General features: G+C 69.4%; 20 protein-coding genes and 1 pseudogene. 2 read left to right on the top strand and 19 right to left on the bottom strand.

All coding sequences use genetic code 11. The annotated features are described in order from the left end of the window. Positions 1-349 precede the first annotated feature (349 nt). Positions 350-1,240 carry a DMT family transporter gene (locus OXG33_14395; protein ID MCY4115104.1) on the top strand — a complete coding sequence of 297 codons (891 nt, stop codon included), beginning with the start codon at positions 350-352 and terminating at the stop codon, positions 1,238-1,240. Here the strand turns inward: OXG33_14395 and OXG33_14390 are convergent. From OXG33_14390 to rdgB, 17 genes are all read right to left on the bottom strand, one after another. Then, positions 1,237-2,277 (bottom strand): alcohol dehydrogenase catalytic domain-containing protein, encoded by a 1,041-nt coding sequence (locus OXG33_14390; protein ID MCY4115103.1) that lies wholly within the window; start codon positions 2,275-2,277, stop codon positions 1,237-1,239. The two genes, OXG33_14395 and OXG33_14390, sit on opposite strands and share 4 nt — an antisense overlap. A 29-nt stretch (positions 2,278-2,306) precedes the next feature. Further along, positions 2,307-3,410, bottom strand: a complete 1,104-nt coding sequence (ispG, locus tag OXG33_14385; protein ID MCY4115102.1) for a flavodoxin-dependent (E)-4-hydroxy-3-methylbut-2-enyl-diphosphate synthase — start codon at positions 3,408-3,410, stop codon at positions 2,307-2,309. A gap of 94 nt (positions 3,411-3,504) precedes the next feature. Continuing rightward, a complete protein-coding gene (locus OXG33_14380; protein MCY4115101.1) occupies positions 3,505-4,938 on the bottom strand; it encodes a site-2 protease family protein in 1,434 nt (477 codons plus the stop codon). Continuing rightward, a complete protein-coding gene (gene dxr, locus OXG33_14375; protein MCY4115100.1) occupies positions 4,935-6,095 on the bottom strand; it encodes a 1-deoxy-D-xylulose-5-phosphate reductoisomerase in 1,161 nt (386 codons plus the stop codon). Before dxr ends, OXG33_14380 begins: the two co-directional genes overlap by 4 nt. Before the next feature lie 46 nt (positions 6,096-6,141). Continuing rightward, a complete protein-coding gene (locus OXG33_14370; GenBank protein MCY4115099.1) occupies positions 6,142-6,927 on the bottom strand; it encodes a phosphatidate cytidylyltransferase in 786 nt (261 codons plus the stop codon). A gap of 6 nt (positions 6,928-6,933) precedes the next feature. After that, complete coding sequence (gene uppS / locus OXG33_14365; GenBank protein MCY4115098.1) at positions 6,934-7,692, bottom strand: polyprenyl diphosphate synthase; 759 nt, start codon at positions 7,690-7,692, stop codon at positions 6,934-6,936. Further along, positions 7,689-8,210 carry a ribosome recycling factor gene (gene frr, locus OXG33_14360; GenBank protein ID MCY4115097.1) on the bottom strand — a complete coding sequence of 174 codons (522 nt, stop codon included), beginning with the start codon at positions 8,208-8,210 and terminating at the stop codon, positions 7,689-7,691. Before frr ends, uppS begins: the two co-directional genes overlap by 4 nt. A 41-nt stretch (positions 8,211-8,251) precedes the next feature. Next, positions 8,252-8,962: a UMP kinase gene (pyrH, locus tag OXG33_14355; protein MCY4115096.1), complete on the bottom strand. Its 711-nt coding sequence runs from the start codon at positions 8,960-8,962 to the stop codon at positions 8,252-8,254. A 21-nt stretch (positions 8,963-8,983) separates the two neighbouring features. Next, the gene (locus tag OXG33_14350) at positions 8,984-9,463 is read right to left on the bottom strand and encodes an elongation factor Ts (GenBank protein MCY4115095.1); all 480 of its coding nucleotides are present in this window, start codon (positions 9,461-9,463) and stop codon (positions 8,984-8,986) included. After that, entirely contained in the window at positions 9,456-10,499 is a 1,044-nt protein-coding gene (gene rpsB, locus OXG33_14345; protein ID MCY4115094.1) for a 30S ribosomal protein S2, read from the bottom strand. Before rpsB ends, OXG33_14350 begins: the two co-directional genes overlap by 8 nt. A 328-nt stretch (positions 10,500-10,827) precedes the next feature. Next, on the bottom strand, positions 10,828-13,539 hold the full coding sequence (topA, locus tag OXG33_14340) for a type I DNA topoisomerase (GenBank protein MCY4115093.1): 2,712 nt from the start codon (positions 13,537-13,539) through the stop codon (positions 10,828-10,830). Between the two features lie 50 nt (positions 13,540-13,589). Next, entirely contained in the window at positions 13,590-17,063 is a 3,474-nt protein-coding gene (gene mfd, locus OXG33_14335; GenBank protein ID MCY4115092.1) for a transcription-repair coupling factor, read from the bottom strand. Then, positions 17,038-17,667 carry an aminoacyl-tRNA hydrolase gene (pth, locus tag OXG33_14330; GenBank protein ID MCY4115091.1) on the bottom strand — a complete coding sequence of 210 codons (630 nt, stop codon included), beginning with the start codon at positions 17,665-17,667 and terminating at the stop codon, positions 17,038-17,040. Before pth ends, mfd begins: the two co-directional genes overlap by 26 nt. Next, positions 17,664-18,488: a 16S rRNA (adenine(1518)-N(6)/adenine(1519)-N(6))-dimethyltransferase RsmA gene (gene rsmA / locus OXG33_14325; GenBank protein ID MCY4115090.1), complete on the bottom strand. Its 825-nt coding sequence runs from the start codon at positions 18,486-18,488 to the stop codon at positions 17,664-17,666. The genes pth and rsmA overlap by 4 nt, the downstream gene beginning before the upstream one ends. A gap of 42 nt (positions 18,489-18,530) precedes the next feature. Then, complete coding sequence (locus tag OXG33_14320; GenBank protein ID MCY4115089.1) at positions 18,531-19,259, bottom strand: SDR family NAD(P)-dependent oxidoreductase; 729 nt, start codon at positions 19,257-19,259, stop codon at positions 18,531-18,533. Further along, entirely contained in the window at positions 19,244-19,915 is a 672-nt protein-coding gene (locus tag OXG33_14315; GenBank protein MCY4115088.1) for an SDR family oxidoreductase, read from the bottom strand. The genes OXG33_14320 and OXG33_14315 overlap by 16 nt, the downstream gene beginning before the upstream one ends. 71 nt (positions 19,916-19,986) lie before the next feature. Then, positions 19,987-20,592, bottom strand: coding sequence for an RdgB/HAM1 family non-canonical purine NTP pyrophosphatase (gene rdgB, locus OXG33_14310; GenBank protein ID MCY4115087.1), 606 nt, complete (start codon positions 20,590-20,592; stop codon positions 19,987-19,989). A 211-nt stretch (positions 20,593-20,803) separates the two neighbouring features. Between rdgB and OXG33_14305 the strand changes: the two are divergent. Further along, positions 20,804-21,451, top strand: a pseudogene (locus OXG33_14305) (corrinoid protein). Between the two features lie 241 nt (positions 21,452-21,692). On the opposite strand, the gene OXG33_14300 reads toward OXG33_14305, so the two are convergent. Both OXG33_14300 and OXG33_14295 read right to left on the bottom strand, forming a co-directional pair. Then, the gene (locus OXG33_14300) at positions 21,693-22,568 is read right to left on the bottom strand and encodes an amidohydrolase family protein (protein MCY4115086.1); all 876 of its coding nucleotides are present in this window, start codon (positions 22,566-22,568) and stop codon (positions 21,693-21,695) included. Between the two features lie 18 nt (positions 22,569-22,586). Then, entirely contained in the window at positions 22,587-23,888 is a 1,302-nt protein-coding gene (locus tag OXG33_14295) for a hypothetical protein (GenBank protein ID MCY4115085.1), read from the bottom strand. Positions 23,889-23,890 lie beyond the last annotated feature (2 nt).

Here is a 23,890-nt window from a genome sequence, read left to right as displayed (position 1 = left end):
ACGCGCCAATTCGGGCCGTACAAAAGCCGAACTGTAGGGCGATGGTACTACCCGCGCCCGGAGACCTCTGCATAGGCCCCGACATCCCACGCCCAAGCGTCGGATCACCCTCACCCCCGTATCAAGTACGGGGCAGGCTCTAACCCTCTCCCATCAAGGGAGGGGGATCGGACCTGCGCTCCACTCGCCACCGGCGGGAGGGACTTCGCAAGGATCTCCCTTCGCGGGGATGATGGAGGGATTGCGAAGTGGACTTCGCTCGGAGCGCCGCGCCTTTGGGCCGCTGGCGGCGTAGGCTGCGCTTGGCGTCGCCGGAATCTGCGATGTGGCCTGCCGCCGGGAGAGGTTTGTGGCGGAGCTGTTGGTGCTGGGCGCCGCGCTCTCGTGGGCGGTGAGCATTGTGGCCCTGCGGCCGCTCACCGCGCGGCATGGCGCGCTGCCCATCACCGCCGTGCGAGCCATCGCGCCGGCGGTGGCCTTCGCGCTGATCGTCACGGTCGCCGGCCGCTGGGGCGAGGCCGTGTCCATGCCCCTGGTGAACCTGCTGGCCATCCTGGTGGCGGTGGTGGTTGGAATCGGCGGCGGCGAGGTGCTCCTCGTGCGCGCCGTGCCTCGGGTTGGGGTCTCTCGCGCCTACGCCCTGGCCTCGACCTATCCGCTGTTCACCGCCCTGATCGCCGTCACGCTGCTCGGCGAGACGCTCACCGTGATGGACGGCGTGGGTGGGGTACTCATCGTGGCCGGTGGGCTGCTTCTCGCTATCGAGCCGGCCGCACGGTCCGGCGCGGCGTTGCCGGGACCGTGGCGTCTGCGCACGTCGGTGGGCGCCGTGCTCGCGCTGCTCGCGTCGCTGTTGTTCGCGCTCGATTTGAACGCCCTCAGGCTTGCCTTGGAGGGTCTGCCGCCGGAGATCGTCAATGCCGTGCGGATGCCGCTGGCGGCGCTGGCGTTGAACGTGGCCGCGCTGGCGTCCAGCGGCCGCTGGGCGCCCGTCAGCCTGGGCCGGCGTGACAGCCTGATCGCGCTGGCCAGCGGACTGCTGGCTCTGACGGTGGGCGGCTACATGTTTCTCTCGGGCATTCAAGCCATCGGGGCGGCGCGCGGCGGCGCGCTCACGGCCACGGCACCCGTCTTCGTGCTCTTGCTGAGCAGCGTGACCCTGCGCGAGCGGCCCGGACGCTACGCCATCGTCGGCGTGCTGGTCAGTGCCGGCGGCGTGGCCTTGCTGACGATCGGCTAACCGTCGATGTCGAGCAGCACCTTGCCGCAGTCGCCCGAGAGCACGAGTTGCATGGCGTCCTCGAAGTCGCGCAGCGGAAACGTGTGCGTGACCAGCGGCTCGAGCAGGTCGCCGTGGATTTGCAGGAAGGCCTCCGTGCGATACCAGGTATCCCAGATCAAGCGTCCGGTGACGCCGTAGGCCTCCAGGCCCTTGAACATAAATTCCTCGGCCAGATCGATGGTGATCGGCTTGGGCGGAATACCCAGGAACACGATCTTGCCGGCGTTGGCCGAGACCCGCAGCGCCTGCCGCAGCGCGGTGGGGTGCCCCGACATTTCCAAGCTGACCGTGGGGCGCTCCCCTAGGGCGTCGACGATGTCTTGCTCGACGCTCGGCCTTGACGCGTCGACGGTCTGGTGCGCGCCGACCTGCAACGCCAGCGTGCGGCGATAGTCCGAGACGTCGGAGGCGACGATGGGGAAGGCCCCGGCCGTGTGCGCCACCGCGATGGCCATGAGTCCCATCGGGCCGCAGCCGTAGACCGCGACCGGCTGGCCGGAAACGTCGTAGCGCATGGCGGCGTGCACGGCGTTGCCAAGCGGCTCGAAAAGGACGGCCCGCTCCAGCGGAATCGTCGGCGGCACGCGCCAGGCGAGCCGGCTCGGCACGGCGGCGTATTCGGCGAAGCCACCGGACACGTCGATGCCGAGAATGCGCAGGTTCTCGCATACGTGGGCGTTGCCGGTGCGGCAGGGACGGCACGTGCCGTCGAAGATGTGGCTCTCGATGGCCACGACGTCGCCGGGCGCGAACCCCCGCACGTGGGCTCCCAATTCCGCGACCTCGCCGACCAGCTCGTGCCCCAGGGTGAACGGCGTGGGGTAGTTGCCCGCCGCCCACTCGTCCCAGAGGTAGAGGTGCTTGTCCGAGCCGCAGATGCCGCTGCGCCGCACTTTGATGAGGAACTCATCGGCGGCCGGTTGGGGCCGCGGCAACTCGGCCAGCTCGACGCCGGGGGTGGGCGCGGCCTTGCGGACGGCAAGCATCGACGTCATCAGAGTCCTACTTGGAATTGACCGAAACTTTAGTCGGACGAATCGCCATTCGCGGCGAACTCGGCCTCCAGCTTGCGGATCTCGTCGGTGAGCACGGGCAGCATGTCGGTCTCGTCCACGGTGCGCAGGATTTCGCCCTTGCGGAAGATCACGCCGCGGCCCTTGCCGCCGGCGATGCCGATATCCGCGTCCATCGCCTCACCGGGGCCGTTGACCACGCAGCCCATCACCGCGACCTTGAGCGGCTCCTTGATCGTGCCCATCACCTCTTCAACCGAGTCGGAGAGGCCGAAGAGGTCGATCTCGCAGCGCCCGCAGGACGGGCACGAGACCATCGTGGGACCGGCTTCCTTGAGCCCCAGCACCTTGAGAATCTCGTTGGCGACGAAGACTTCCTCCACGGGGTCGGTCGTCAGCGATACGCGCATGGTGTCGCCGTAGCCGTCGTAGAGCAGACTTCCGAGCCCGACGGCCGAGCGGATGATGCCGGTGCGCGGCGGACCAGACTCGGTGATTCCGATGTGGAAGGGGTACATGGTGCGCTGGGCGATGGCCTTGTAGGCCTCGATGGTCACCTCGACCTCGAACGACTTGAGCGAGATCTTGATCTGGTCGAAGTTGAGGTCTTCGAGAATCTTGACGTGCTCGAGGGCGTCTTCGACCATGGCCTCGACGAGTTCCTGGCCCTCGGGACGCCGGTCGATCTTCTTCGACCACGCCTCCTGAATCGACCCGGCGTTGACCCCGATCCGAATCGGGATCTCGCGCTCCTTGCAGGCGCGAACCACCGCCTCGACCTTCTCGCGTCCACCGATGTTGCCGGGGTTGATGCGCAGGCAGTCCATGCCGGCTTCGGCGGCCATGAGCGCCAACCGGTGGTCAAAATGAATGTCGGCGACAAGGGGCGCATCGGTACCCGCGCGGATTTCGGGGAGCGCCGCGGCGGCGTATTTGTCGGGCACGGCCACGCGCACGATGTCGCAGCCGGCCTCGACGAGCTGGTGGATCTGGGCGAGCGTGGCGGCGACGTCCTTCGTGTCGGTGATCGTCATCGACTGGACGCTGATGGGCGCCCCGCCGCCGATCTCCACGTCGCGGACCTTGATGGGGAATGACCCTCGGCGTCGAATCACCGTGGCTTCACCTCGCCCTGTACATATGCGGACACGAACCTGGGTCGCTCCGAGCGTAGCCGGTTATCGGGACAGACTCCAGCAATCCGCTGGGCTAGAACCCCGCCAAGCGTTGCACGTCGCTGACGGTGATGACCACCGCCAGCGCCATGAGCAGCATGATGCCCACGAAGTGAAAGGCGGCCTCGCGGCGCGGATTGAGCCGCCGGCCGGTGAGCCACTCGAAGCCCACGAACACCAGCCGGCCGCCGTCCAGACCGGGCCAAGGCAAGAGGTTGATGAGCCCGATTTGGGCCGAGAGGATGGCGCCCAGGAAGAGCACCCGTTCGAGGCCGAGTCTCGCCGCCTGGTCGACGACCGCGGCGATGCCGACAGGGCCGGCGACCTGGACCGGGCCGCCGGCGATCCATTCCCCAATGGCCAGCGGCACAAGGGCGAGCGACTCGATGGTGCGCGTGATGCCGCGCGCCGCCGCGATGTGGATGGGGGCGGACTCGCGCACTTGACCGATGCGTATGCCGAGGGGGCCTTCACCGGGAGGCGGCTGGGCACGCGGCACGGCGCGCACGGTGACGGTGCCCGCATTGCGTCGAATCTCGAAGGTGACCGGTCGTCCAGCCGCGCCGTCCAAGGCGCGGATCAGGTCGCTCACGCTGGCCACGGCGGCGCCGTCAACCGAAATGATCCGGTCGTCGGCCAGCAGACCGGCGCTCTGCGCCGGCGAGCCCTCGGCGACGTCCACGATGCGCGCCCCAACTTCGTCGGCGATCAGCGAGCCGAGCATGAAGAGGAGCGGCGCGAGCAGGAAGTTCATCAGCGGGCCGGCCACGAGGATTAGCGCGCGCTGCCAGGGCTTCCGTTGCGCGAACCCCTGCGGCGCGTCGAAGTCGTCGGACTCGCCCGCCAGGCGCACATAGCCGCCCAGCGGCAGTGCGTTGATGGCGAACCTGGTACCGCCGAGATGAATGGACGCGCCGGCCGCGTCAAAGGCCGCCTGGCGGTCCCGGCGCAACTCGGCCTGGAGCTCACCCTGGCGCAGCCGCGCGGCGATGGCGGTTCCCGTTTCGGGGTCGACGCGGACCACCGGCAGCGCCAGCGAATCGGCGCCCGCGAGGTGCGCGGTCAGCTCGGGCGGCACGGCCAGAATGGCGCCAACCGCACCGGTCGCCTGCGCGGCGCGCAGCTCCGCGCGCGTTGGCGGCTCGATGTCGCTGTACAGCAGGATGGGGTTGCGCGGCCCGGGGGCGTCCGAGTCGGACGCGCCCACTAGCCGCACCGCGCCGTCGACTTGCGACGCGGCGTCCTGCGCCAGCGGCTCCGCCGGGATGGCGTCGTCGCCGCGCAGTCGCGACCAGAGACGCGGCGGAAGGCCGATGGCGAAGGTGTGGACCGCGACGCCAAAGCGGTGCGCGAAGGCGAAGTGCCCCAGTTCGTGCACGAACACGATCAGCGACAGCAGCGCCAGGAAAATCGGGATCACCACCAGCATGCTCGCCCCGGAGTCGAGCAGAGCCTGGATGGGATTCACGACGCGGCGATGAGGCTCCGGCGAACGTGCTCGACGCCCTCGCGATGGGCGTCGAGGGCCGTGTCGAGCGAATCCAGGGGCCGCACGGGCGTTGCCGCCATGGCGTCGAGCACGGCGTCAACCATTTCCCCGAAGCGCAGGTCCCCGCGCAGGAAAATCTCGACCGCGGCGTCGTCGGCCCCGCACAGCGTGGCCGGGGCCGTGCCGCCCGCCCGCCCGGCGTCCATGGCCGCGCGCAGCAGGGGAAAGCGCTCCAGGTCCGGCGTCTCGAACCGCAGCTGTTGGAGCTCGTCCAAGGCCAGGCTGGAATGGGCGGCGTCCAGTCGCTCCGGGTAGGCCAACGCGTATTGAATGGGGTGGCGCATATCCGGGGTCCCGAGCTGAGCCTTCAGCGAACCGTCGTGGAATTCAACCATGGAGTGCACGATGGATTCAGGATGAATGATCACCTCGATGCGGTCGTAGGGCAGGTCGAACAGCCAGTGGGCCTCGATGACCTCAAATCCCTTATTCATCAAGCTGGCGGAATCGGTGGTGATCTTCGGCCCCATGACCCAGTTCGGGTGCTTGAGCGCTTCCTCGGCGGTTGCGTCGCGTATCGCGGCGCCGTCGGTCGCGCGAAACGGTCCGCCCGACGCCGTGAGAATCAACCGACGAATCGAGTTTGGGTCCTCACCCACCAGGCACTGCCACAGGGCGCTGTGCTCGCTGTCAATCGGCAGAATCCGGGCGCCCGTGCCGTCCGCAAGATCGCGGAACAACCGGCCGCCCATCACCAGCAGCTCCTTGCTCGCCAGGGCGACGGTATTGCCGGCGCGAAGGGCGGCCTCGGTGGGGCGAAATCCGACATCGCCGCCGATCGTCGCCACCACCACGATGTCCACGTCGTCGCGCGCCGCGAGCTGCTCCAGGCCCTCCGGATAGGGCAGGCGCTCGCAAGCCTCCGGCCACTCCGCGGTTGCCCGCGAGGCGTCGCGCAGGCAGGCCGCCGGCACATTGAACTCGTTGATTTGTTCGATCAGCAGGTCGACGCTTGCGTTGCAGGTGAGCCCGACGACCTCGAAGTGATCGGGGTGCGTCCGCACGACGTCGAGGGTCTGGGTGCCGATGGATCCGGTGGCGCCGAGGATCACGATTCGCTTGCGGGCCGTCGTCATCGCGTGCTCCGGATAGGTGGGGCGGGGTGCCCGCGCCTCGGGATCGCTAGCCGATGAAGTGGGCGGCGGCGAACACGGCCGGCACCACGAACAGCAGGCCGTCCACGCGATCCAACATACCACCGTGGCCGGGGATCAACTGACCGCTGTCCTTGGCGCCGGCGTCCCGCTTGACCATCGACGCCACGAGGTCGCCAGTCTGCGCGGCGGCGGCCCAGGCCAGGCCAAAGGGGACGACCTGCCATGCCTCGATTGGAAGGAACGGTACGAAGGCCGCCGTGGCGGCGATGCTGCCGAGAGTTCCGCCGGCCACGCCTTCCCAAGTCTTGCGTGGCGAGATGTGCGTCATGAAGCCGTGGCGCCCAACCGTGCGACCGGCGGCGTATGCCAGTGAGTCGTAGGCCCAGGTGACCACCAGCGCCAGCAGAGTCCAGGCGAATCCGTCGGGCAGGGTACGGAGCACCACGGCCAGCCCCAGCAGCGCCCCGGCGTAGCCGCCGGCGGCCGCCGCGAGCGCCCAGTTGGCAAAGCGGTGCGAGTCCGTCGTCGCCAATTGGGCAATCAGCCCCGCGGCAAGCAGTGCGGCCGTGAGCGTCCCCAGCCACACCCGCTCGCCTTCGGGCACTGCCGCCAGCGCCACGACCAACGCCGCCAACGCCGGAGCGAGCGCCCGCAGGTGTTGGCGGGGGCCGCGCAGCAGCAGGTGCGCCAGCTCGCGCGCGGTGAGGGCCGCCCCGACGATGACCAGCACCGCCAGCGCCGAGGGGTGCCACCAGACGACCGCCACCACGGCCGGAATGAGGACGGCCCCGCTGAGGACGCGCGCGCGCAGCGAAGGCTATCCGGAGATCAGGTCGCTGACCACGCGCGGCTGGTCCGCCACGCGCCCGAACTTGCGCTCGCGTTGCCGGTAAGTGGCCAGGGCCTTGTCGAACTCATCGCGGGTGAAATCGGGCCACAGCGTCGGCGTGGAGTAGAGCTCCGCGTACGCCGCCTGCCAGATGAGGAAGTTGCTCAAGCGCTGCTCCCCGGCCGTGCGAATCACAAGGTCGGGGTCGGGGATGTCGCTGGTATAGAGGTAGGAGGCGAAAAGGTCCTCGCTCACGTCTTCCGGGGCAATGCCGTCCCGCATGAGATTGCGCACCGCGCGCAGAATCTCCGAGCGACCGCCATAGTTGAACGCGATGTTGAGGGTGAGCGCCTGGTGCTTCACGGTCTGGCGAACGATGGTTCGCACGGCCACGCGGTCCGCCAGGGGCAGCGACTCGATTTCGCCAAGCACGCGAATGCGCACGTCATTGTTGAAGATGGTGGCGCGTTCGGCGGCGAGGCGCTCGGGAATCAGGGCCATCAGCACGTCCACTTCGTCGTGCGGCCGGTCCCAGTTCTCGGTGGAGAAGGCGAACACCGTGAGGGTGGAGATGCCGATGTCGATGCAGGCTTCGGCGATCCCGCGCACCCGCAGGGCGCCCTCGCGGTGGCCCTCGGTTCGGGGCAGGGCACGGCTGCGCGCCCAGCGCCCGTTGCCGTCCATGATGATGGCAACATGATCGGGCGTCGCCGTGTCGGATCCCGTTTCGTCCGCGCTGGCGTTCAGACGGTCATCACCTCGGTTTCCTTGCGCCCGCCGGCGGCGTCGACTTGCGCAATGTGGCTGTCGGTGAGGTCTTGCAGCTGCTGAGTGCCACGGCGCACCTCGTCTTCCGAGGCCTCCTTCTGGCGCGACAGGTCGCGCAGATCGTCTTGCACATCGCGCCGAACATTGCGCACCGCCACGCGCGCCGCCTCGACCCGGGTGCGCACAAGCTTCACCAGGTCGCGTCGGCGGTCCTCGCTGAGCGGCGGAATCGGCAAGTGAATCACCGTGCCGTCGTTGGACGGCGTGATGCCGAGATCGGACTTGAGGATCGCGCGCTCGATGTCGGGAATGGCGGACTTGTCCCAAGGTTGAATCACCAGCAGCCGCACTTCCGGCACGGAGATGCCGGCGATCTGCTTGAGGGACGTCGGCTGGCCGTAGTACTCGACGCTGAGATTCTCCACCAAGGCCGGCGAGGCGCGCCCGGTGCGGGTGGCCAGCAACTCGTGTTCCAGGTGGGCCACGGCCTGCCGCATGCGGTGGGCCGCGTCGTCCAGGAATTCGTCGATGAGCTCGCTCATGCCGCGATCACTGTACCGACGCGCTCGCCGGTGAGCACGCGCTGCAGGCTGCCCGGATCTTCGAGCCGAAAGACGACGATGGGCAGGTCGTTGTCCATGCAGAGGCTGAATGCGGTCGCGTCCATGATCCGCAGCCCGCGGTTGAGCGCGTCGAGATAGGTGATCTCGTCGAGCCGGGTGGCATTGGGGTTCAGCTCGGGATCGTCCGTATAGGCGCCGTCGACCTTGGTTGCCTTGAGCAGGGCCTGGGCGTTGATCTCCATGGCGCGCAGGGCCCCGGCGGTGTCCGTGGTGAAGAATGGATTGCCCGTGCCGGCGGCGAAGATCACGACGCGCCCCTGTTCGAGGTGGGCCATGGCCTTGCGCCGGATGTAGGGCTCCGCCACCTCGCGCATCTCGATGGCCGTTTGGACACGGGTGGGGACGTCAACGCTTTCAAGCGCCTCTTGCAGCGCGAGGGCGTTCATCACCGTGCCGAGCATGCCGATGTAATCGGCGGTCGAGCGGGCCATGGTCGGCATTTCGCCACCGCGCCAGAAGTTGCCGCCGCCGATGACGATGGCGATCTCGACGTTCAGCGCGCGGGCTTCGACGATGCGGTCGGCCACCGCGCGCGCGCGACTTGTCTCGATGCTGAAGCCGTCGTCACCGGCGAGCGATTCGCCGCCGATTTTCAGGAGTACGCGCTGGTAGGTGTGGGCTCGCACCGCTGTCCCCCCGTTTCGGCGCTAAATCTCGTAGCGACTAAACCGCGCGATCTGAATCCGCTCTCCGACTCGGGCCTCGACCTCCTGCACGACCTCGTGCACCTTTTGCGATGTGTCGCGAAACCACGGCTGGTCGAGCAAGGCCTGCCCGTCGCCCGCGTCGTCGTCGGCGACCCGCTCGGGCGCCATGGCCGCGATGTGCATGACGAGATCGTGCGCCAGGGCCGTGAACTCGGGCGTGCGGGCGACGAAGTCTGTTTCGCAGCGAATCTCGAGCATTGCGCCCAGCGGACGGCCCGGATGTACGTAGGCCTCGATGATGCCCTCGCCCGTTTCGCGGTCGGCGCGCTTGGCGGAAAGCTCCAGGCCACGCTCGCGAAGCAATGTGCGCGCGTTCTCGATTGAGCCGTCGGCGTCCTCGAGCGCCCGCTTGACGTCCATGACGCCGGCGCCGGTCTCGGCCCGAAGTGCCCGAATATCCTCGATTGAGACTTTAGGCATCGCTGGCGTCCTGTGGGGGGGCGGGTGGGTTCGGAGGTGACGCTGCGGCGCGCGGCTTGCGCCGGCCTCGCGGGGCGGCTCCGGATCGCGCCGCGGGCCGTCGCCGGCCACGAGCGGCACGCGGGGCCGATGCGGCCTCTGCTGCGGCCGGTTTCGCCGGGGCCGGAGCCGCGGGCTCGGCGGATTCCTGCGCCTCGGCGGATGGCGTCGCCGCCACTTCCCCGGCCGCTTCGAGCATGGCGGCTTCCATGTCGGCCGTGGATGCGCCCTGCTGCTCGGCGCGAGCCGCGGCGGCCATGGCGGCTTCGGCTTCGCGGGCGGCTCGCACCGCGCGCTCGGCTTCGCGCCGCTCGTGCTCTTCGCGTCCGCCCAGAATGGCGTTGGCGATTTGCTCGGTGATCGCTCGAACGGCGCGGATCGAGTCGTCATTGCCCGGAATCACGTAGTCGACGTCCTCGGGATCGCAGTTCGTGTCGGTGAGGGCGATGATGGGGATGCTGAGGCGCCGGGCCTCCTTGACGGCGATCGCCTCGCGCTTGGGATCGATGATGAAGAGCGCGGCGGGCAGCCGCGACAGATTGCGAATGCCGCCCATCCGCTTCTCAAGCCGGGCCGTCTCGATGGCGTGAGCGTGCGCGGCCTTCTTTGACATGCGCTCGAAGTCGCCGGCTTGCTGGCGCGCCTGCAACTCGCGGAGGCGCTGCACGCGCGTCCGCAGGGTGTCGAAGTTGGTCAACGTGCCGCCGAGCCAGCGGTGCACCACGAAGTGGGCCCCGCAGCGCTCGGCCTCCTCGCGCACCACTTCCTGCGCTTGCTGCTTGGTGCCGACGAAGATGATGTCGCCCCCGTCGGCGGACACCGATCGCGTAAACGCCTGCGCGGCCATCAATCCGCGCACGGTGTGCTGCAGGTCGACAATGTGAATGCCGCCCCGGGCCCCAAAAATAAACGGGCGCATCTTCGGGTTCCACCGTGGTGTGCGGTGACCGAAGTGCACCCCGGCTTCCAACAGGTCTCGCATGGTCGCAACCGCCATGCCGCATCGTCCTTTCGTTTGCCCTTGGCTCATCCGCCGTCGTCGACTCGGCTGCCAACCGCTTTCGCGGCAGGGCGCAGCAGATCAGACAGCGTGCGTATTCGCCCGTAAGTCACGGGCGTGCGCCAAGCATATCGCAGGCGACTTGCCGGGCCGATGCGGCTAGTGGGTCATCTGGGTCCGGGCGGCGCGCGGTCGACGCGGAACCCCCTCACCCTAACCCTCTCCCACGGTGGGGAGAGGGGATCGGACGAGAGACGCGGGCAGGGAAACGATCTTGGGCTAAACCAAAGCAACCCATGACCCGGACGCGGACGCACGGGCGACGTTACGTCCGCCGCCGCCTGCCCGACCGCCGTCGGCTGCGCCCGCCCTGGGCGGCGACCCGCTCGGCGCGAGCCGCCAGCAGCGCCACCGCCTCGTCCAGGGTGATCGAAGAGGGCTCGCGGTCCTTGGGCAGGCTCGCGTTGAGCGTGCCGTCGGTGACATAGGGGCCGTAGCGACCGTCGCGGACCGTGATGGGCGCCTGCGAGGTGGGATGGGCGCCGAGCTCTGCAAGCGACGGCGGCGGCTCACCCCGGCGGCGTGTCTGGCGCGGCGTGCGCAGCAACTCAAGGGCTTCGGCCAGCTCGACGGAGGCCAGCTTCTCGTACCGGGCGTTGCCGCGCCCGGGCAGGCTGCGAGATTCGCCGCCGCATCTCACGTAGGGGCCGTAGGGCCCGTCCTGCGCCGTCACGTCCTCGCCCGTTTCGGGGTGCGTGCCGAGCCGCTTCGGATAGGCGAGCAGCTCCAGCGCTTGGTCGAGGGTGATCGACTCGGGGTCGATGGTGGGCCACACGCTGGTGGTCTGCGGGCGCTTTCGACCGCCGGCCCCACGGCCGGTCTGGCCCTCGCCACGCTGCAAGTACGCGCCACGGCGGCCCTGCTTGAGATAGATGGGCAGCCCCGAATCGGGATCGGCGCCGAGCGGTTGATCGCCCCGCGTCGCCTGCTCCAGCAGCTCGGCGGCGGCGTCGGCGGTCAGCTGATCGGGTTCCAGGTCTTCCGGCACCCGCGCGCGTCGGCCGCCCTCCGCCGATTCGATGTACGGGCCATAGCGGCCAATGCGGACCGAAGCCCGCGCGCCGTTCGTTCCCGCCAGCGGGATCGTGCAGACGGCGCGCGCGTCGATGGCGTCCCAACTCGCGTCGATGCGGTGGTGGAGGCCGTCGCGCAGCATGGCCTCCTTGCCGTTGGCCGACGCGCCGTCCGCGCCGAAGTAGAACGCCGACAGCCAGGGCAGCGGGTCGAGCTCGCCCGCGGCGACCCGGTCGAGCCCGTCTTCCATGCGGGCGGTGAAGTCGGCGTCGGCCAACTCGGGGAAGTGCACGGCCATCAGCTGGATGACGGCGAACGCGTGCCAGCGGGGAACCAGCGCCGACCCCTTGCGCGCCACGTACTTGTCTTGAATCGTCTCGAGAATGGTTGCGTAGGTGGACGGGCGACCGATGTCCAGCCGCTCCAACTCGCGGATCAGGCTGGCTTCGGTCCAGCGGTCGGGCGGTCGGGTCGCGTGCTCGCTGGGCTCGAGGCCATGGACCTTCAGGACATCGCCGCTCGACATGTCCGGAAGGACCCGGTCGTCGTCACCGTCGCCGCCGCCGTAGATCCGCAGGAAGCCGTCGAAAACCACGATCTGTCCGTTGGCTTGGAAGACCGCGGTCCCGTCGTCGCCTGCCGCCGCCTCGATCCGGACGCGCGTCCGCTCGAAGTGGGCGTCTCGCATCTGCGAGGCCAGCGTGCGTTGCCAGATCAGGGTGTAGAGGCGCCGGCCATTGGCGTCCACATCGTCGCCCAGGTCATCCGGGTGCCGGAAGCGCTCGCCCGCGGGCCGGATGGCTTCATGGGCCTCCTGCGCGCGAGCCGCCCGCGCCCGATATCGCCGCGGTTTCTCGGGCAGGTACTCCTTGCCGGCGCGCTGATCGACCTCGTCCCGCGCCGCGGCAATCGCCTGCTGGGACAGCGTGGGCGAGTCCGTGCGCATGTAGGTGATGTAGCCGCCCTCGTAAAGCTGCTGGGCCACGCGCATCGTTTGGCGAGCGCTGAAGCGCAATCGGCGCGAGGCGGCCTGCTGCAGCGTCGACGTGATAAATGGCGGCGCCGGGCGGCGCGTCACCGGGCGCTTGTCCACGCTGACGACGTGAAACGCGGCGTCGGCAAGCGCCGCCGTCAGGCGGCGCGCGTCGGCCTCGTCAATCCGGCGAACCCGGCGGTTGGCCAGCAAGCTGCCGGTGGATGGGTCGAAGTCGTCGCCGGTCGCGATGTCGTGGCCATCGAGTTGCACAAGGCGCGCGGGAAACTCGCCGTCGGGGCGATCGGCCGGCGCCAGTGTGGCCGTCAGGCCCCAGTACGCCGCGTGCACGAAGGCCATGCGTTCGCGCTCGCGGTCGACGATGAGCCGCAGCGCCGGCGTCTGCACCCGACCGGCGGAGAGGCCGCTCTGCACCTTTTTCCAGAGCACGGGTGACACGAGATATCCGATCAGCCGGTCCAGCACGCGACGCGCTTCCTGCGCGCGCACCAGGTGCTGATCGATGTCGCGCGTTTGCCCCAACGCCTCCTCGACGGCCGAGCGCGTGATTTCATGGAACACCATGCGCCGGATCGGCAGTTTCGGCTTCAGGACCTCCACCAGGTGCCAGGCGATTGCCTCCCCCTCCCGGTCCTCGTCGGTCGCGATCAACAGCTCCTGGGCGGTCTTTAGGTCGCTCCGCAGATTGGCGACGACGCGCTTCCTGTCGGCGGGCACGATGTAGACGGGACGGAAACCCTCGTCCACGTTGACCGCCAACGTCGCCCAGCTCTTGCCCTTGAGGTTCTTGGGAACCTGGGCGGCGCTGGCCGGCAGGTCGCGCACGTGCCCGACCGAGGCCACGACCTTGTACTGCGACCCCAGGAAGCGCTGCAGCGTGGCGGCCTTGGCGCCCGACTCCACGATGACGAGGTTCTTTCCCCCGCGGGTCTTGGTCGCCGCGGTGGCGGCGCGTTTGCGTGCGGCCATGGTCGTGTCGGGTGTCCTTGCCTCTGTGATTGCCTGGTGCGGTGCCGACCCTACCGAGACGCCGGCGCGAGCGCGTCCCAGCGTACGAGGTCGTCAAGCAAGCGCATCAATTTGGCCTGCCATTCTGCATCGCGCGCGAAATCCGGCCACACGAGTCCGGCCTGTCCGCGCTTGACGCCCCAGCCGGCGGCCTTGAGCATCACCGTGGGGCTCGGCGCGAACTCCGGCGGCGCCTTGATGATGAGCTCTCGCCCGTACGTCGTGACGGCAGAGAATCCTAACGCTTGCGCCCGCGCCTTGATCCGGAGCAGATAGGCCAGATTGTCCACGGGCTCCGGCAGCGCGCCAAACCGGTCCCGGATGTCCGTGATCGCCGCTTCGACCTCGTCGATCCCCCGCAGCCGCGCCAGCCGTTGGTACTCGCGCACCTTGGTGGCGTAGGACCCCATGTAGTCGTCGGGCAGATAGGCGTCCAGCGGAAGGTCCACCACCGCGGACGGCAGCTCGGGTTCGGGCGCCACGCCCCGCAGCCGGTCCACGGCTTCCGCCAGCATGCGCGAATAGAGGTCGAATCCCACGGCGCTCATGTGGCCGTGCTGCTCGGCTCCGAGCAGGTTTCCCGCACCGCGAATCTCGAGGTCGCGCATGGCGATGCGGAATCCGGCGCCCAAATCCGAGGCTTCCAGGATCGTCTGGAGGCGCTTCTGCGCCTGCTCGGTGAGGGTGTGCCCCTTCTGATACATGAAGTAGGCGTAGGCCTGGGCCGCGGCCCGGCCAACGCGCCCCCGGAGCTGATAGAGCTGCGCGAGGCCAAACTGCCACGCATCGTTGACGATGATGGTGTTCACGTTCGGAATGTCGAGCCCGTTCTCGATGATGGCGGTGGCCACCAGCACCTGGGCGTCGCCCCGCGCGAAGCGGTACATGACCTCCTCGAGCTCGGCCGGCGGCATTTGCCCGTGGGCCACCTGCATCTCCACGTCCGGCAGCAATTCCTGCAGTCGGCGTTGCCAGGTGTAAATCGTCTGCACGCGGTTGTGCAGGAAGTAGACCTGACCGCCGCGCCCAAGCTCGGAGCGGACGGCATCGCGCACGATGTCGTCGTTGTAGGTCGTTACGTAGGTCTTGACGGCGAGGCGCTGCTCGGGCGGCGACTCGATGACGCTGATCTCGCGCAGGCTGGCCAGCGCCATGTGCAGCGTGCGGGGAATCGGGGTGGCGGTGAGCGTGAGCACGTCCACGTTCTTGCGCAGCGCCTTGAGCCGTTCTTTGTGCGCGACGCCGAAGCGCTGCTCTTCATCGACGACGATCAATCCCAGGTCGGCGAAGGTCACGTCGCTCTGCAGGAGCCGATGCGTCCCGATGACGATGTCGACGTCGCCCGAGGCCAGGCCCGCCAGGACGTCCAACTGCTCCCGGCGGCCGCGGAAGCGGCTGAGCAGCTCGACCTTGACCGGGAAGTCGGTGAGGCGCGAGACGAAGGTGTCGAAGTGCTGCTGCGCCAGGATCGTGGTCGGAACCAGCACCGCCACCTGCCGTCCGTCCATGGCGGCCTTGAAGGCCGCGCGCAAAGCCACCTCGGTCTTGCCGTAGCCGACGTCGCCGGCCACGAGGCGATCCATGGGGCGCTCGCGTTCCATATCGGTCTTGGTGTCGGCAATGGCCGTGAGCTGGTCGGGGGTTTCGATGAAGGCGAAGGCTTCCTCGAAATCCCGCTGCGCTGCGGAATCGGCGCCGAACGCCATGCCGGTGGCCAGCTCGCGCGCGGCGTAGATTTCGAGCAACTCACCCGCAATCGACTCGGCCGACTTCCGCGCGCGCCGCTTCGCCCGCTGCCAATCGGCGGTGTTGAGCCGGCTGAGCCTGGGCTCGGCGTCGCTCATGCCGACGAATTTCTGCACGCGGGCGACCTGGTCCACCGGCACGTAGAGGCGGTCGTCGCCCGTGTACTGCAGCAGCAGGTACTCGCGCGCGCCGCCGGTGTCCTGCAGCTGCACGATGCCGCTGAAGCGCGCCACGCCGTGGTCGACGTGCACCACGTAATCGCCGGGTTGGAGGTCGGCGAGGAAGGTGCGCTCCGCGCCGCGGCGCGATCGGCGTCCGCGCCGGACACGGCGGCGGCCAAACACCTCGGCGTCGGTGACCAACGTAAGGCCGAGACCGTCGTGGCGCAGCCCCTCGCTGAGCGTGCCGCCGAGCACGCTGATTGAACCCGAGGCATCCAATTGCTTCAGTTCCTCCAGCGACGTCGTTGGCAGGTGCTGATCGAGGAGCAGCCGCTGCAGGCGGCGCCCCTGATAGCTCACGATCACGACGCGGCGGCCGTCGCGGCGCAGCGCCTCCAGGTCGTCGGAGAGGCGCCGCAGGCGGCCCGCATAGGACGGCACGGGGCCGAATGCCTCGACGACCGCGCGCCGGCCCTCCGCGGCGCCGGGCAGGCTGGGCACGTAGGTCAAGCGCACCGGCGCGACTTCGACGCGCTCCACCATGGCGGATGCGGGAAACAGCGGTGACGCGAAGTCCGCCGGCAGCTCCCCGTTGGACGCCAGGCGCTCGCGGTTTTCCGTCGCGGTGCGCTCGGTGTCGCGCAGCGCCAGCCACAGCTGCTCCAGCTCGTCGATGACGCACATGCCCTGCGGCGCGTAGTCGAGCAGCGACACGGCATCCGGGAGCAGGCTGGTGGTGTAGAAGGCGGCGTCGTCGAAATACTCGCCGCCTTCGAGCCGATCGAGGTGGCTGCTCCAGGTCTGGCGATCCTCGGGCCGCAGGTCGGAAAGCGGCAGCTCGCGCAGGCGCCCGGCGACGCGATTTCCAAGCCAAATCGGCACCTCGGTCGCCGGCGTGATGATCAGCTCCGGCGCCGGTCGCAGGGAGCGTTGGGAATCGGGATCGAAGGTGCGCACGGACTCGATCTCGTCTCCGAAGAAATCGACCCGCACCGGCAGCGCGGCGCCGGGAGCAAAGATGTCCACGATGCCGCCACGATGGGCAAACTCGCCCGGCCGTTCGACGAGCGGGGTCGGTTCGTAGCCCAGGCTCACGAGGCGCCGAGTCAACGCCTCCAGGTCGGTGACGGCGCCCGGCGCCAGTGTGAGGTAGTTGCTCCGGAACTCGTCCACCGGCATGAGTCGCCGCATGAGGGCGCGCGCCGACGCGACCACCACGATGGGATCGCCCTCGTTCGCGTGGGCCAGCCGGCCCATAACCGCCACCCGCCGTGCGAGCAGCTCGTGGTTGATGGCCAGCATGGCGAATGCCGGTTGATCCACGTCGGGGAAGTGGAGCACGGGAGTGTCGCCGGCCCACATGCCGATGTCATGCGCCAGCTCGCCGGCTCGCGTTTCCTCGGCGGTGACGATGATGAGCGGGCGCCCGAGGCGTTCGACCTGCAACGCGACGTACAGGGGCTTTAGCGCGTCGCGCAGCTCGACGGTGAGCGCATCGTCGCGCTGGTCAGCCGCCGCCAGCGCCGCGGCCAGCGTCGGTTCCGCGGCGAACTCAGCCGCGAGGTCGGACAGCCGCATGCTGTTGGTTCACCTCTTGCATCACGTCGGCCGGCGGCCGCGTCAGGAGCGCCCGCACCGCGTCTGCGGCGCGATCGAACGCGTCGTCGATTGCCTCGCGCTCGGAGGCGGCGAATCGTTGCAGGACGTATGCCGCCGGGTCCATTTCCGGCGGCGGGCGCCCGATCCCGATCTTCACGCGCAGGAATTGAGCGCCGCCCACGGAACGCAGGATCGAGTCGATACCCCGGTGCCCGCCCGACGATCCGCCGTGCCGCAGGCGCACGCGCGCAAACGCCAGGTCGAGATCGTCCTGCACCACGATGAGGCGGTCGATGGGAAGGCCGGCCGAGTCGAGCGCACGGCCGACGGCCGGTCCGGAGGCGTTGACATAGGTCCTCGGCTTGAGAAGCGTCACGGGCACGCCTGCAACCTCGCCTTGCCAGGTGAGCGTATCGCGCGTGCGGCGCCAATCCCGCCGCCGGTCCGCCAGTCGATCGCACACGTCGAAGCCCGCGTTGTGCCGCGTGCGCGCGTATTCCGGCCCCGGGTTTCCCAGTCCAACGATCAAGTACGCCGGGCCAAACTTCGTGGAGTCGCGCCGAAAGCGCCGGAGCCAGCTCACGGGGCTAGCGAAACGGTCGTGGCGGTCGTTGGCAGGTATGCAAGCGCCTCGGCCACGGCGTCCCACTCCTCCAGTGTGAGCGTCTCGGGTCGCCGCTTCGGATCGATGCCGCGTCCTTCCAGCGACGCGGCGATTCCGGTTGGCGACCCCAGGGCATTGGCCAGCTGTTTGCGCGGCTGCCCGAACGCCCGGCGGGCGGCGGCGATGCGGCGGGAAACGTGGACGCGATCCCGAGCGTCGAGCGGTCTCGGACGCAAGCGAAGCAGCGTGGACGTGACCTTGGGTCGAGGCCGGAACGCGCCCGGCGGGATGTCAAAGAGCCGCCGCGGCTCCGCCAGCGACTGCACGATCACGCTCAGCAGCCGCATCTTGCCGGGGGGCGCACAGGCGCGGTCGACCACGTCGCGCTGCAGCAGCACCGTGAGGCTCTGCGGCGGCGACGTGGATTGCAGCAACTCCACCAGCAGCCGGGTGCCGACGCTGAACGGCAGGTTCGCGACGACGTGGTAGTCGCCGACGCCCAGGGTGGCGATGTCCAACGCCAGCGCGTCGGCGTTGACCACGGTGATCGCTTCATCGTCGGCGAAGCGCTCGCGCAACGGCTCCGCCAGCTGGGGTTCGACTTCCACCGCGATCACGCGAGACGCGAACGGTCGGAGCGCTTCGGTGAGCAAGCCGGTGCCCGCGCCGATCTCCAGCACCACCGCTTCGGGCGGCAGCTGCGCCGCCTGGGCGATGCGGCGCTGAATACCGCGGTCCACCAGGAAGTTCTGGCCGCGCCGGCGCGAGGGGCGAAACGCCGGCCGATCGGAGACACGCATACTCAAGTATCAAGCATCGGCGCGGCCGAGTCCGAACTCGCCTTAGCCAGCCAGATACCCGCCGTCGGCCGCCAGCGTTTGCCCGGAGATGGCCCGGGCGTCGTCCGAAAGAAGATGCGCCACGCAGGCCGCGACCTCGGCCGGTTCCGCGTAGCGTGCCATCGGCAGACGGGGCAGGCGCAGCGACAGGGCCTCGGGGTCGGCGCGCACATTGGCCGTCATGCGCGTGGCAACGAGGCCCGGCGAGACGTTGTTGATCCTGACGTTGTGCCGCCCGAGTTCCGGGGCCAACGCCGGCGCCAGCGCGTGGAGGGCGCCCTTGGCCGCGCAGTAGTGCAGCTGGCCCGGCTCGGCCACGATGGCGCGGATCGACGTCATGTTTACGACGGCGCCGGCCGCGCCCCGACGAATGAGATTGCGCGCGACGGCCTGAATCAGAAACAGCGGACCGCGCACGTGCACGTCGAGCATGCGACTCCACTCAGCGGTTTCCAGCTCTTCGATGGATCGGCGCTCCGTGAATCCCGCGTTGTTTACGAGTGCATCCACGCCGCCGAGCCGCTCGGAAAGATCGTCGACCAGCGAGCGGCCGGCGGCGATATCCGCGGCGTCGAGTTCATGCGTTTCGATGCGGCCTTCGGCGGCGTGCGCGTGCACCGCGTCGTCAATGTCCGTGGCCGCGACGTAGAAGCCCTCGTCGGCCAGGCGCAGGGCGCATGCGTGTCCGATGCCGTGAGCGGCGCCGGTGACGATGGCTACCGGGCGATCCACTGCTGGGTGTGCCTTTCCGCGATCACCAGGGTTGACCCGGTGACATAGCTGGCGTCGGATGAGGCCGCGAACGCCACGGCGTCGGCAACGGCCGCCGGGTCCTCGCGAACGCTCACGGCGGCGATCCCGGCGACGCGGATGCCGAGCAGGGCGAGCTCGACGCCCGCGGCGCGCGTGAGCATCTCCGCCGCGCCCGCCGTCGCGCTGCCGAGCACATTGTCTTCACCGCCGAGGGGGAACACGTTGACGATGCATCCCGCACCCGCCGCCCGCATCTGCTCCGTGGCCGCCCGCACGCCGTGCATGAGACTGACCAGGGCGGCGTCGAATGACTCGGCGAGGTCGGCTTCGGAAAGCGCCAGGAAGGGCGCCGCCGGCAGGTCGTCGACCAGGTTCACCAAAAGGTCCAGCCGCCCCCAACGATCTCGCGCCGCTTGCACGGAGGATTGGGTCGACGTCCAGTCCCGAGCATCCATCCCGAACCCCACCGCCTCTCCGCCGTCGGCGCGGATGGCCTGCGCGGCCGCGCATGCCGCGTAGTGGTCGGCGTCGGCGAACGCTACGCACGCTCCGTCTCGCGCCAGGCGACATCCGATCGCTTGCGAGGTGAGGGATCCGGCGGCGGTGAGGAGGACGGCGCGGGCGTCGGGTGGCACGTGTCGGTGGGGGATCGCTGCCGCGCCGGAGCGTAGCAAAGGGGGTGCCGCGCGCCGCGAAACGGCGGCGGTCAGGTGGGCGCCGTCGTCGCCAGGCGGCCTTCCACGAAACGTCGCGCCGCGCGGGCCGCCTGCCCGCGATGGCTGATGCGGTTTTTCTCGTCGGGCGTCATCTCGGCCATGGTGCGATCCCCCATGCCGACGATGAAGAGCGGGTCGTAACCGAATCCTTGGTCGCCTCTCGGCGCATGCGCGATGCGGCCTTCGCAGCTGCGAACGGCGGTGTAGGCGATCGATCCGTCCGGTGCCGCCAGCGCCACCGCGCATCGAAACCGCGCGGTGCGCCGCGCATCGGGTACATCGGCCATCGCTGCGAGCAGCTTGGCGTTGCGCGCGTGATCGCTTGCCGCGGGCCCGGCGTAGCGCGCCGACCGCAAGCCCGGCGCGCCACCCAGCGCGTCAACCGCCAATCCCGAGTCATCGGCCAGACACCACGCCCGGCAGGCTTGGGCATATGCGTTGGCCTTGAGCCGCGCGTTCTGCAGGAAGGTGGCGCCGGTCTCTTCCACCTGCGGCGGCGAAGCCACCTCCGCCGCGAGCAGGATCCGAACCGGCGAGCCGAGAAACAACCGCCGAAACTCGGCCAGCTTGTGCGGACTGCCGCTGGCGAGCACCACGGCGGACGGTTGAGGCCAGCGCACGAGACCTTTTCACCAATGTCGGGCAGCCCATCGTGGCACGGGGCCGCTCACCTGTGCGCGACTCGATTGGCGGTCGCGCGGCTCGTGGTGATGGTACGCTCGCGGCTGGACCGGGTCCGTACGCGCTACGTGGAAGAGGACGCGGCGGAGGGCCGGCAAGACTTCCCCCCACGACCCAGGACGTGCAATGGCGGATATCGACATCGACGCGGCATTCCAGGAATTAAGCGACAGCATCATCAAGGGCGACGCGCCGAGCGTGGACCGCCTAGTCAAGGCGTGCCTCGAGGCCGAGGTATCACCCGGAGCGATCATCAACGACGGCATGATCCCCGGGATGGACGTCGTGGGCGAGCTGTTCCGCACGAACCAGTACTACGTGCCGGAAGTTCTGATTTCCGCCAGGGCGATGAAGACGGGGATGGCCATCCTGCGTCCGCTGCTGACCGAGTCGGGAATCGAGCCGCTGGGCCGAGTGGTGATCGGCACGGTCCGCGGCGACCTGCACGACATCGGCAAGAACCTGGTGGCGATGATGCTCGAAGGCGCTGGGTTCGACGTCACCGACACCGGCATCGACACCCACCCCGACGAATACGTCCAGGAAGCGCTGAGTCAGGGCGCGCACATCGTGGGCATGTCGGCGCTGCTGACCACGACGATGACGAACATGCGCAGCACGATCGAAGCCGTCGAGGCGGCGGGTCTCGATGACCAGGTGCAGTGCATCATCGGCGGCGCGCCGGTGACGCAGCGCTATGCCGACGAGATCAATGCCGACGGCTACGCGCCGGATGCAGCTTCCGCAGTCACGTTGACCAAGCGGCTGCTCGGCGTCGGTGTCCAGGAGGAGTCGCCGGAGGAGCAGGGGCGTCAGCTCTACCTCCAAGCGCGGGACGCGCTGCAGGTGGCCGTGCGCGAGGAGCCTGGATCGGCCGAGCACCGCAGCGGGCTGGAGCAAACGCGTCAGCTCGTGGATCAGGCCGCAGGGGTCGGCTATGACCCGACCCACCTGGCGCGCCTCACCGCCGAGATCGAACGGGAGCTGGCGCGCTAGCGAACTCGCGTCGTGTCCGTTATGTCAATTTAGAGGCGCCGCCCAGCCCCAGCATGCGAGCGTTGCCGCCCAGCAATGCCGCCATCGTCTCATCGTCGAGTCCCGCCGCCCGCACGTGACGCAGCGCCCGACGCTGCGTCATCAGCGGGAAATCGCTGCCGAAGAGAATCCGGCCGGGCGCCAGCCGCGCCATCACGTCGAATACGGCCGGCAGGTACAGCAGATGGCTGGCCGCCGAGTCGTAGTAGATCTGCCGGGTGAGGTCGCGCACCTCCGGCATCAGCTCGTAGAACGCGGCGCCGCCGCCCCAGTGCGAAAGCACGATGGGCACCTCGCCGCCCGCCATCTCGATCAGCGGCCAGATGGCCGCGGGCGTGGTCGAGTCCTTGCCGGGATAGTCATGGCCGGCCGGTTCGCTGACGTGCAAGTTGAGGATCAACTCGAGCCCGCGCACCGCGCCGATGAACGCCCGCAAGGCGCCGCGGTCGTTCAGGTTCCAGCCCTGGCCTTCCGGAAATAGCTCGCCCACGCCGACCGCGCCCCGCCGTCGGCAGCGTTCCATCTCGACGATGCTGAACTCGAGGTCGGACGGCGAAACCACGCAATAGGGCACCAGCGAATCGGGGTGCGCCGCGGCCTGCTCCAGGATGTAGTCGTTGTTGAGCACGCACAGGCTCGGGTCGCGCCAGGCAAAGCCAAAGGCCACGGTGGTGTCGACGCCCGAGCGGGCCATCTCCAGCGCCACGTCGTCGGCGGTGGCGAGGGTTCGCCGGGGATTGGTGTAGAGACGGCGAAACCAGAGATCGGCTTCGAGGAATCGCTCCCGATCGGCCGCAACCTCCGGGGGCACGACGTGGGTGTGGGCGTCGATGATTGGTGAGGGGTCGCCGTGCATCGCGTCGCCGACGGACGGTTACTCCTGCGTGACGGACGCGGGCAACTGAATGAGGGTCCAGCGCGGGCTGACCAGCGCCGCCGCGAGCAGGTCCTTCAAGTCGTGCGGTTGCGAGGGGACGACCACGTCGAGACCCGGGACGGCGTTGCGCGAAAGCACATCGACCGCCGCGTCGGGCGCCGCGTCCGGATAGGCCAGGATCGTGAGCGGCGCATGGGCTTGCGTCGCTTCGTCGAGCAGGGGGGCGATGGTGGCCAGCGTGCGCGATGCGGCGAGCGCCACCACCGGTCGCAGCCCTTCTCGGGCCAAGCTCGCCGCCAGCGACATGCCGTGCGCCTCACCGAGCTCGACATCCAGGAACCGCTCCGGCACGCGCTCCGCCACGGCGTGCAACGCCCCGCGGGCCGTGGCGCCCGCGCTGACGGTCACGCACAGCTCGTCGGATTCCGCGAGGTCGGCGAGGGCGGTCGCCGCCGCCCCCAGCCAGGCCGCGCGCGCGGCGGCGACGCCGTTGCGGTCGGCGTCGAGCCGTGGACGCCGCACGGCCGCCCCGGCGGGGGCCGCCACGTGCAGCAGCACCGGCCGCCGCACCTCCAAGGCCAGCGCCAGCGATTCCGCCAGGGCGTCGGCGCCGGCTCCATCCACGGGTCCCAGATAGGTGAAGCCGAGCAACTCCTCCCAGATCTCCGTCGGAATGAGCAACTCGCGCATTGAGTTCTTGAGTCTGCGGGCGACCTCGACGGCCTGGCCGCCGGCGGGCATCCGGCTGAGCGCCTGCTCGATCAGGACCTTGGCATCGGCATAGCGGGGGTGCCCGCGAAGCCGCGTGAGGTGACGCGACACCGCGCCGACGCTGCGGGTGCGGGTGGTCGGGGCGTCGACCAGCACCAGCACCAGCGGCAGTTGCAGATGGCCGGCGTGATTGACCGCCTCGAACGCCAGACCGGCGCTGAGGCCCTGTCCGTCGATGACCGCAACGATTGACGTCGGCTCATGTTGCAACAGGCGCGCGACGGCTGCGCCGACGGCCTCGGACACCGCGCGCCCCGGCGCCGGCGGGGCCGCGGTCGACGGTGGGCGACCCAGCAGGTGCCGGTAGGCGTCAGTGTGGCCGCCGGCATCCCAAAACACCGTCGTCGCCGGGTTGGGAACCGTGGTGTGGATGGCCACGGCCAGGTCGGCGGCGGCCATGGCGGATGCCGAGGCGCCGGTGTCGCCGCGGCGCATGCGCTCGCGGAGCTGCTCGCCCAGCTCGTGTCGGCGCGCGGTGTCCAGCGGCGCGGTTCCGTCGCTGATGAGGACGCCTTCGGCCGCGGCCATGG

This window comes from Chloroflexota bacterium (assembly GCA_026708035.1).
Classification (GTDB): domain Bacteria; phylum Chloroflexota; class UBA11872; order UBA11872; family UBA11872; genus JAJECS01.
The sequence above is the reverse complement of the archived record's forward strand: the minus strand, read 5'-3'. Positions and strand labels throughout refer to the sequence as shown.

Coding starts and splice junctions, on each gene's coding strand:
- OXG33_14390 (MCY4115103.1), bottom strand. CDS start 2,277: ATGACGTCGATGCTTGCCGTCCGCAAGGCCGCGCCCACCCCCGGCGTC.
- dxr (MCY4115100.1), bottom strand. CDS start 6,095: ATGACGACGGCCCGCAAGCGAATCGTGATCCTCGGCGCCACCGGATCC.
- frr (MCY4115097.1), bottom strand. CDS start 8,210: ATGCGGCAGGCCGTGGCCCACCTGGAACACGAGTTGCTGGCCACCCGC.
- OXG33_14350 (MCY4115095.1), bottom strand. CDS start 9,463: ATGCCTAAAGTCTCAATCGAGGATATTCGGGCACTTCGGGCCGAGACC.
- rpsB (MCY4115094.1), bottom strand. CDS start 10,499: ATGGCGGTTGCGACCATGCGAGACCTGTTGGAAGCCGGGGTGCACTTC.
- topA (MCY4115093.1), bottom strand. CDS start 13,539: ATGGCCGCACGCAAACGCGCCGCCACCGCGGCGACCAAGACCCGCGGG.
- mfd (MCY4115092.1), bottom strand. CDS start 17,063: ATGCGGCTGTCCGACCTCGCGGCTGAGTTCGCCGCGGAACCGACGCTG.
- rsmA (MCY4115090.1), bottom strand. CDS start 18,488: ATGCGTGTCTCCGATCGGCCGGCGTTTCGCCCCTCGCGCCGGCGCGGC.
- OXG33_14300 (MCY4115086.1), bottom strand. CDS start 22,568: ATGCACGGCGACCCCTCACCAATCATCGACGCCCACACCCACGTCGTG.
- OXG33_14295 (MCY4115085.1), bottom strand. CDS start 23,888: ATGGCCGCGGCCGAAGGCGTCCTCATCAGCGACGGAACCGCGCCGCTG.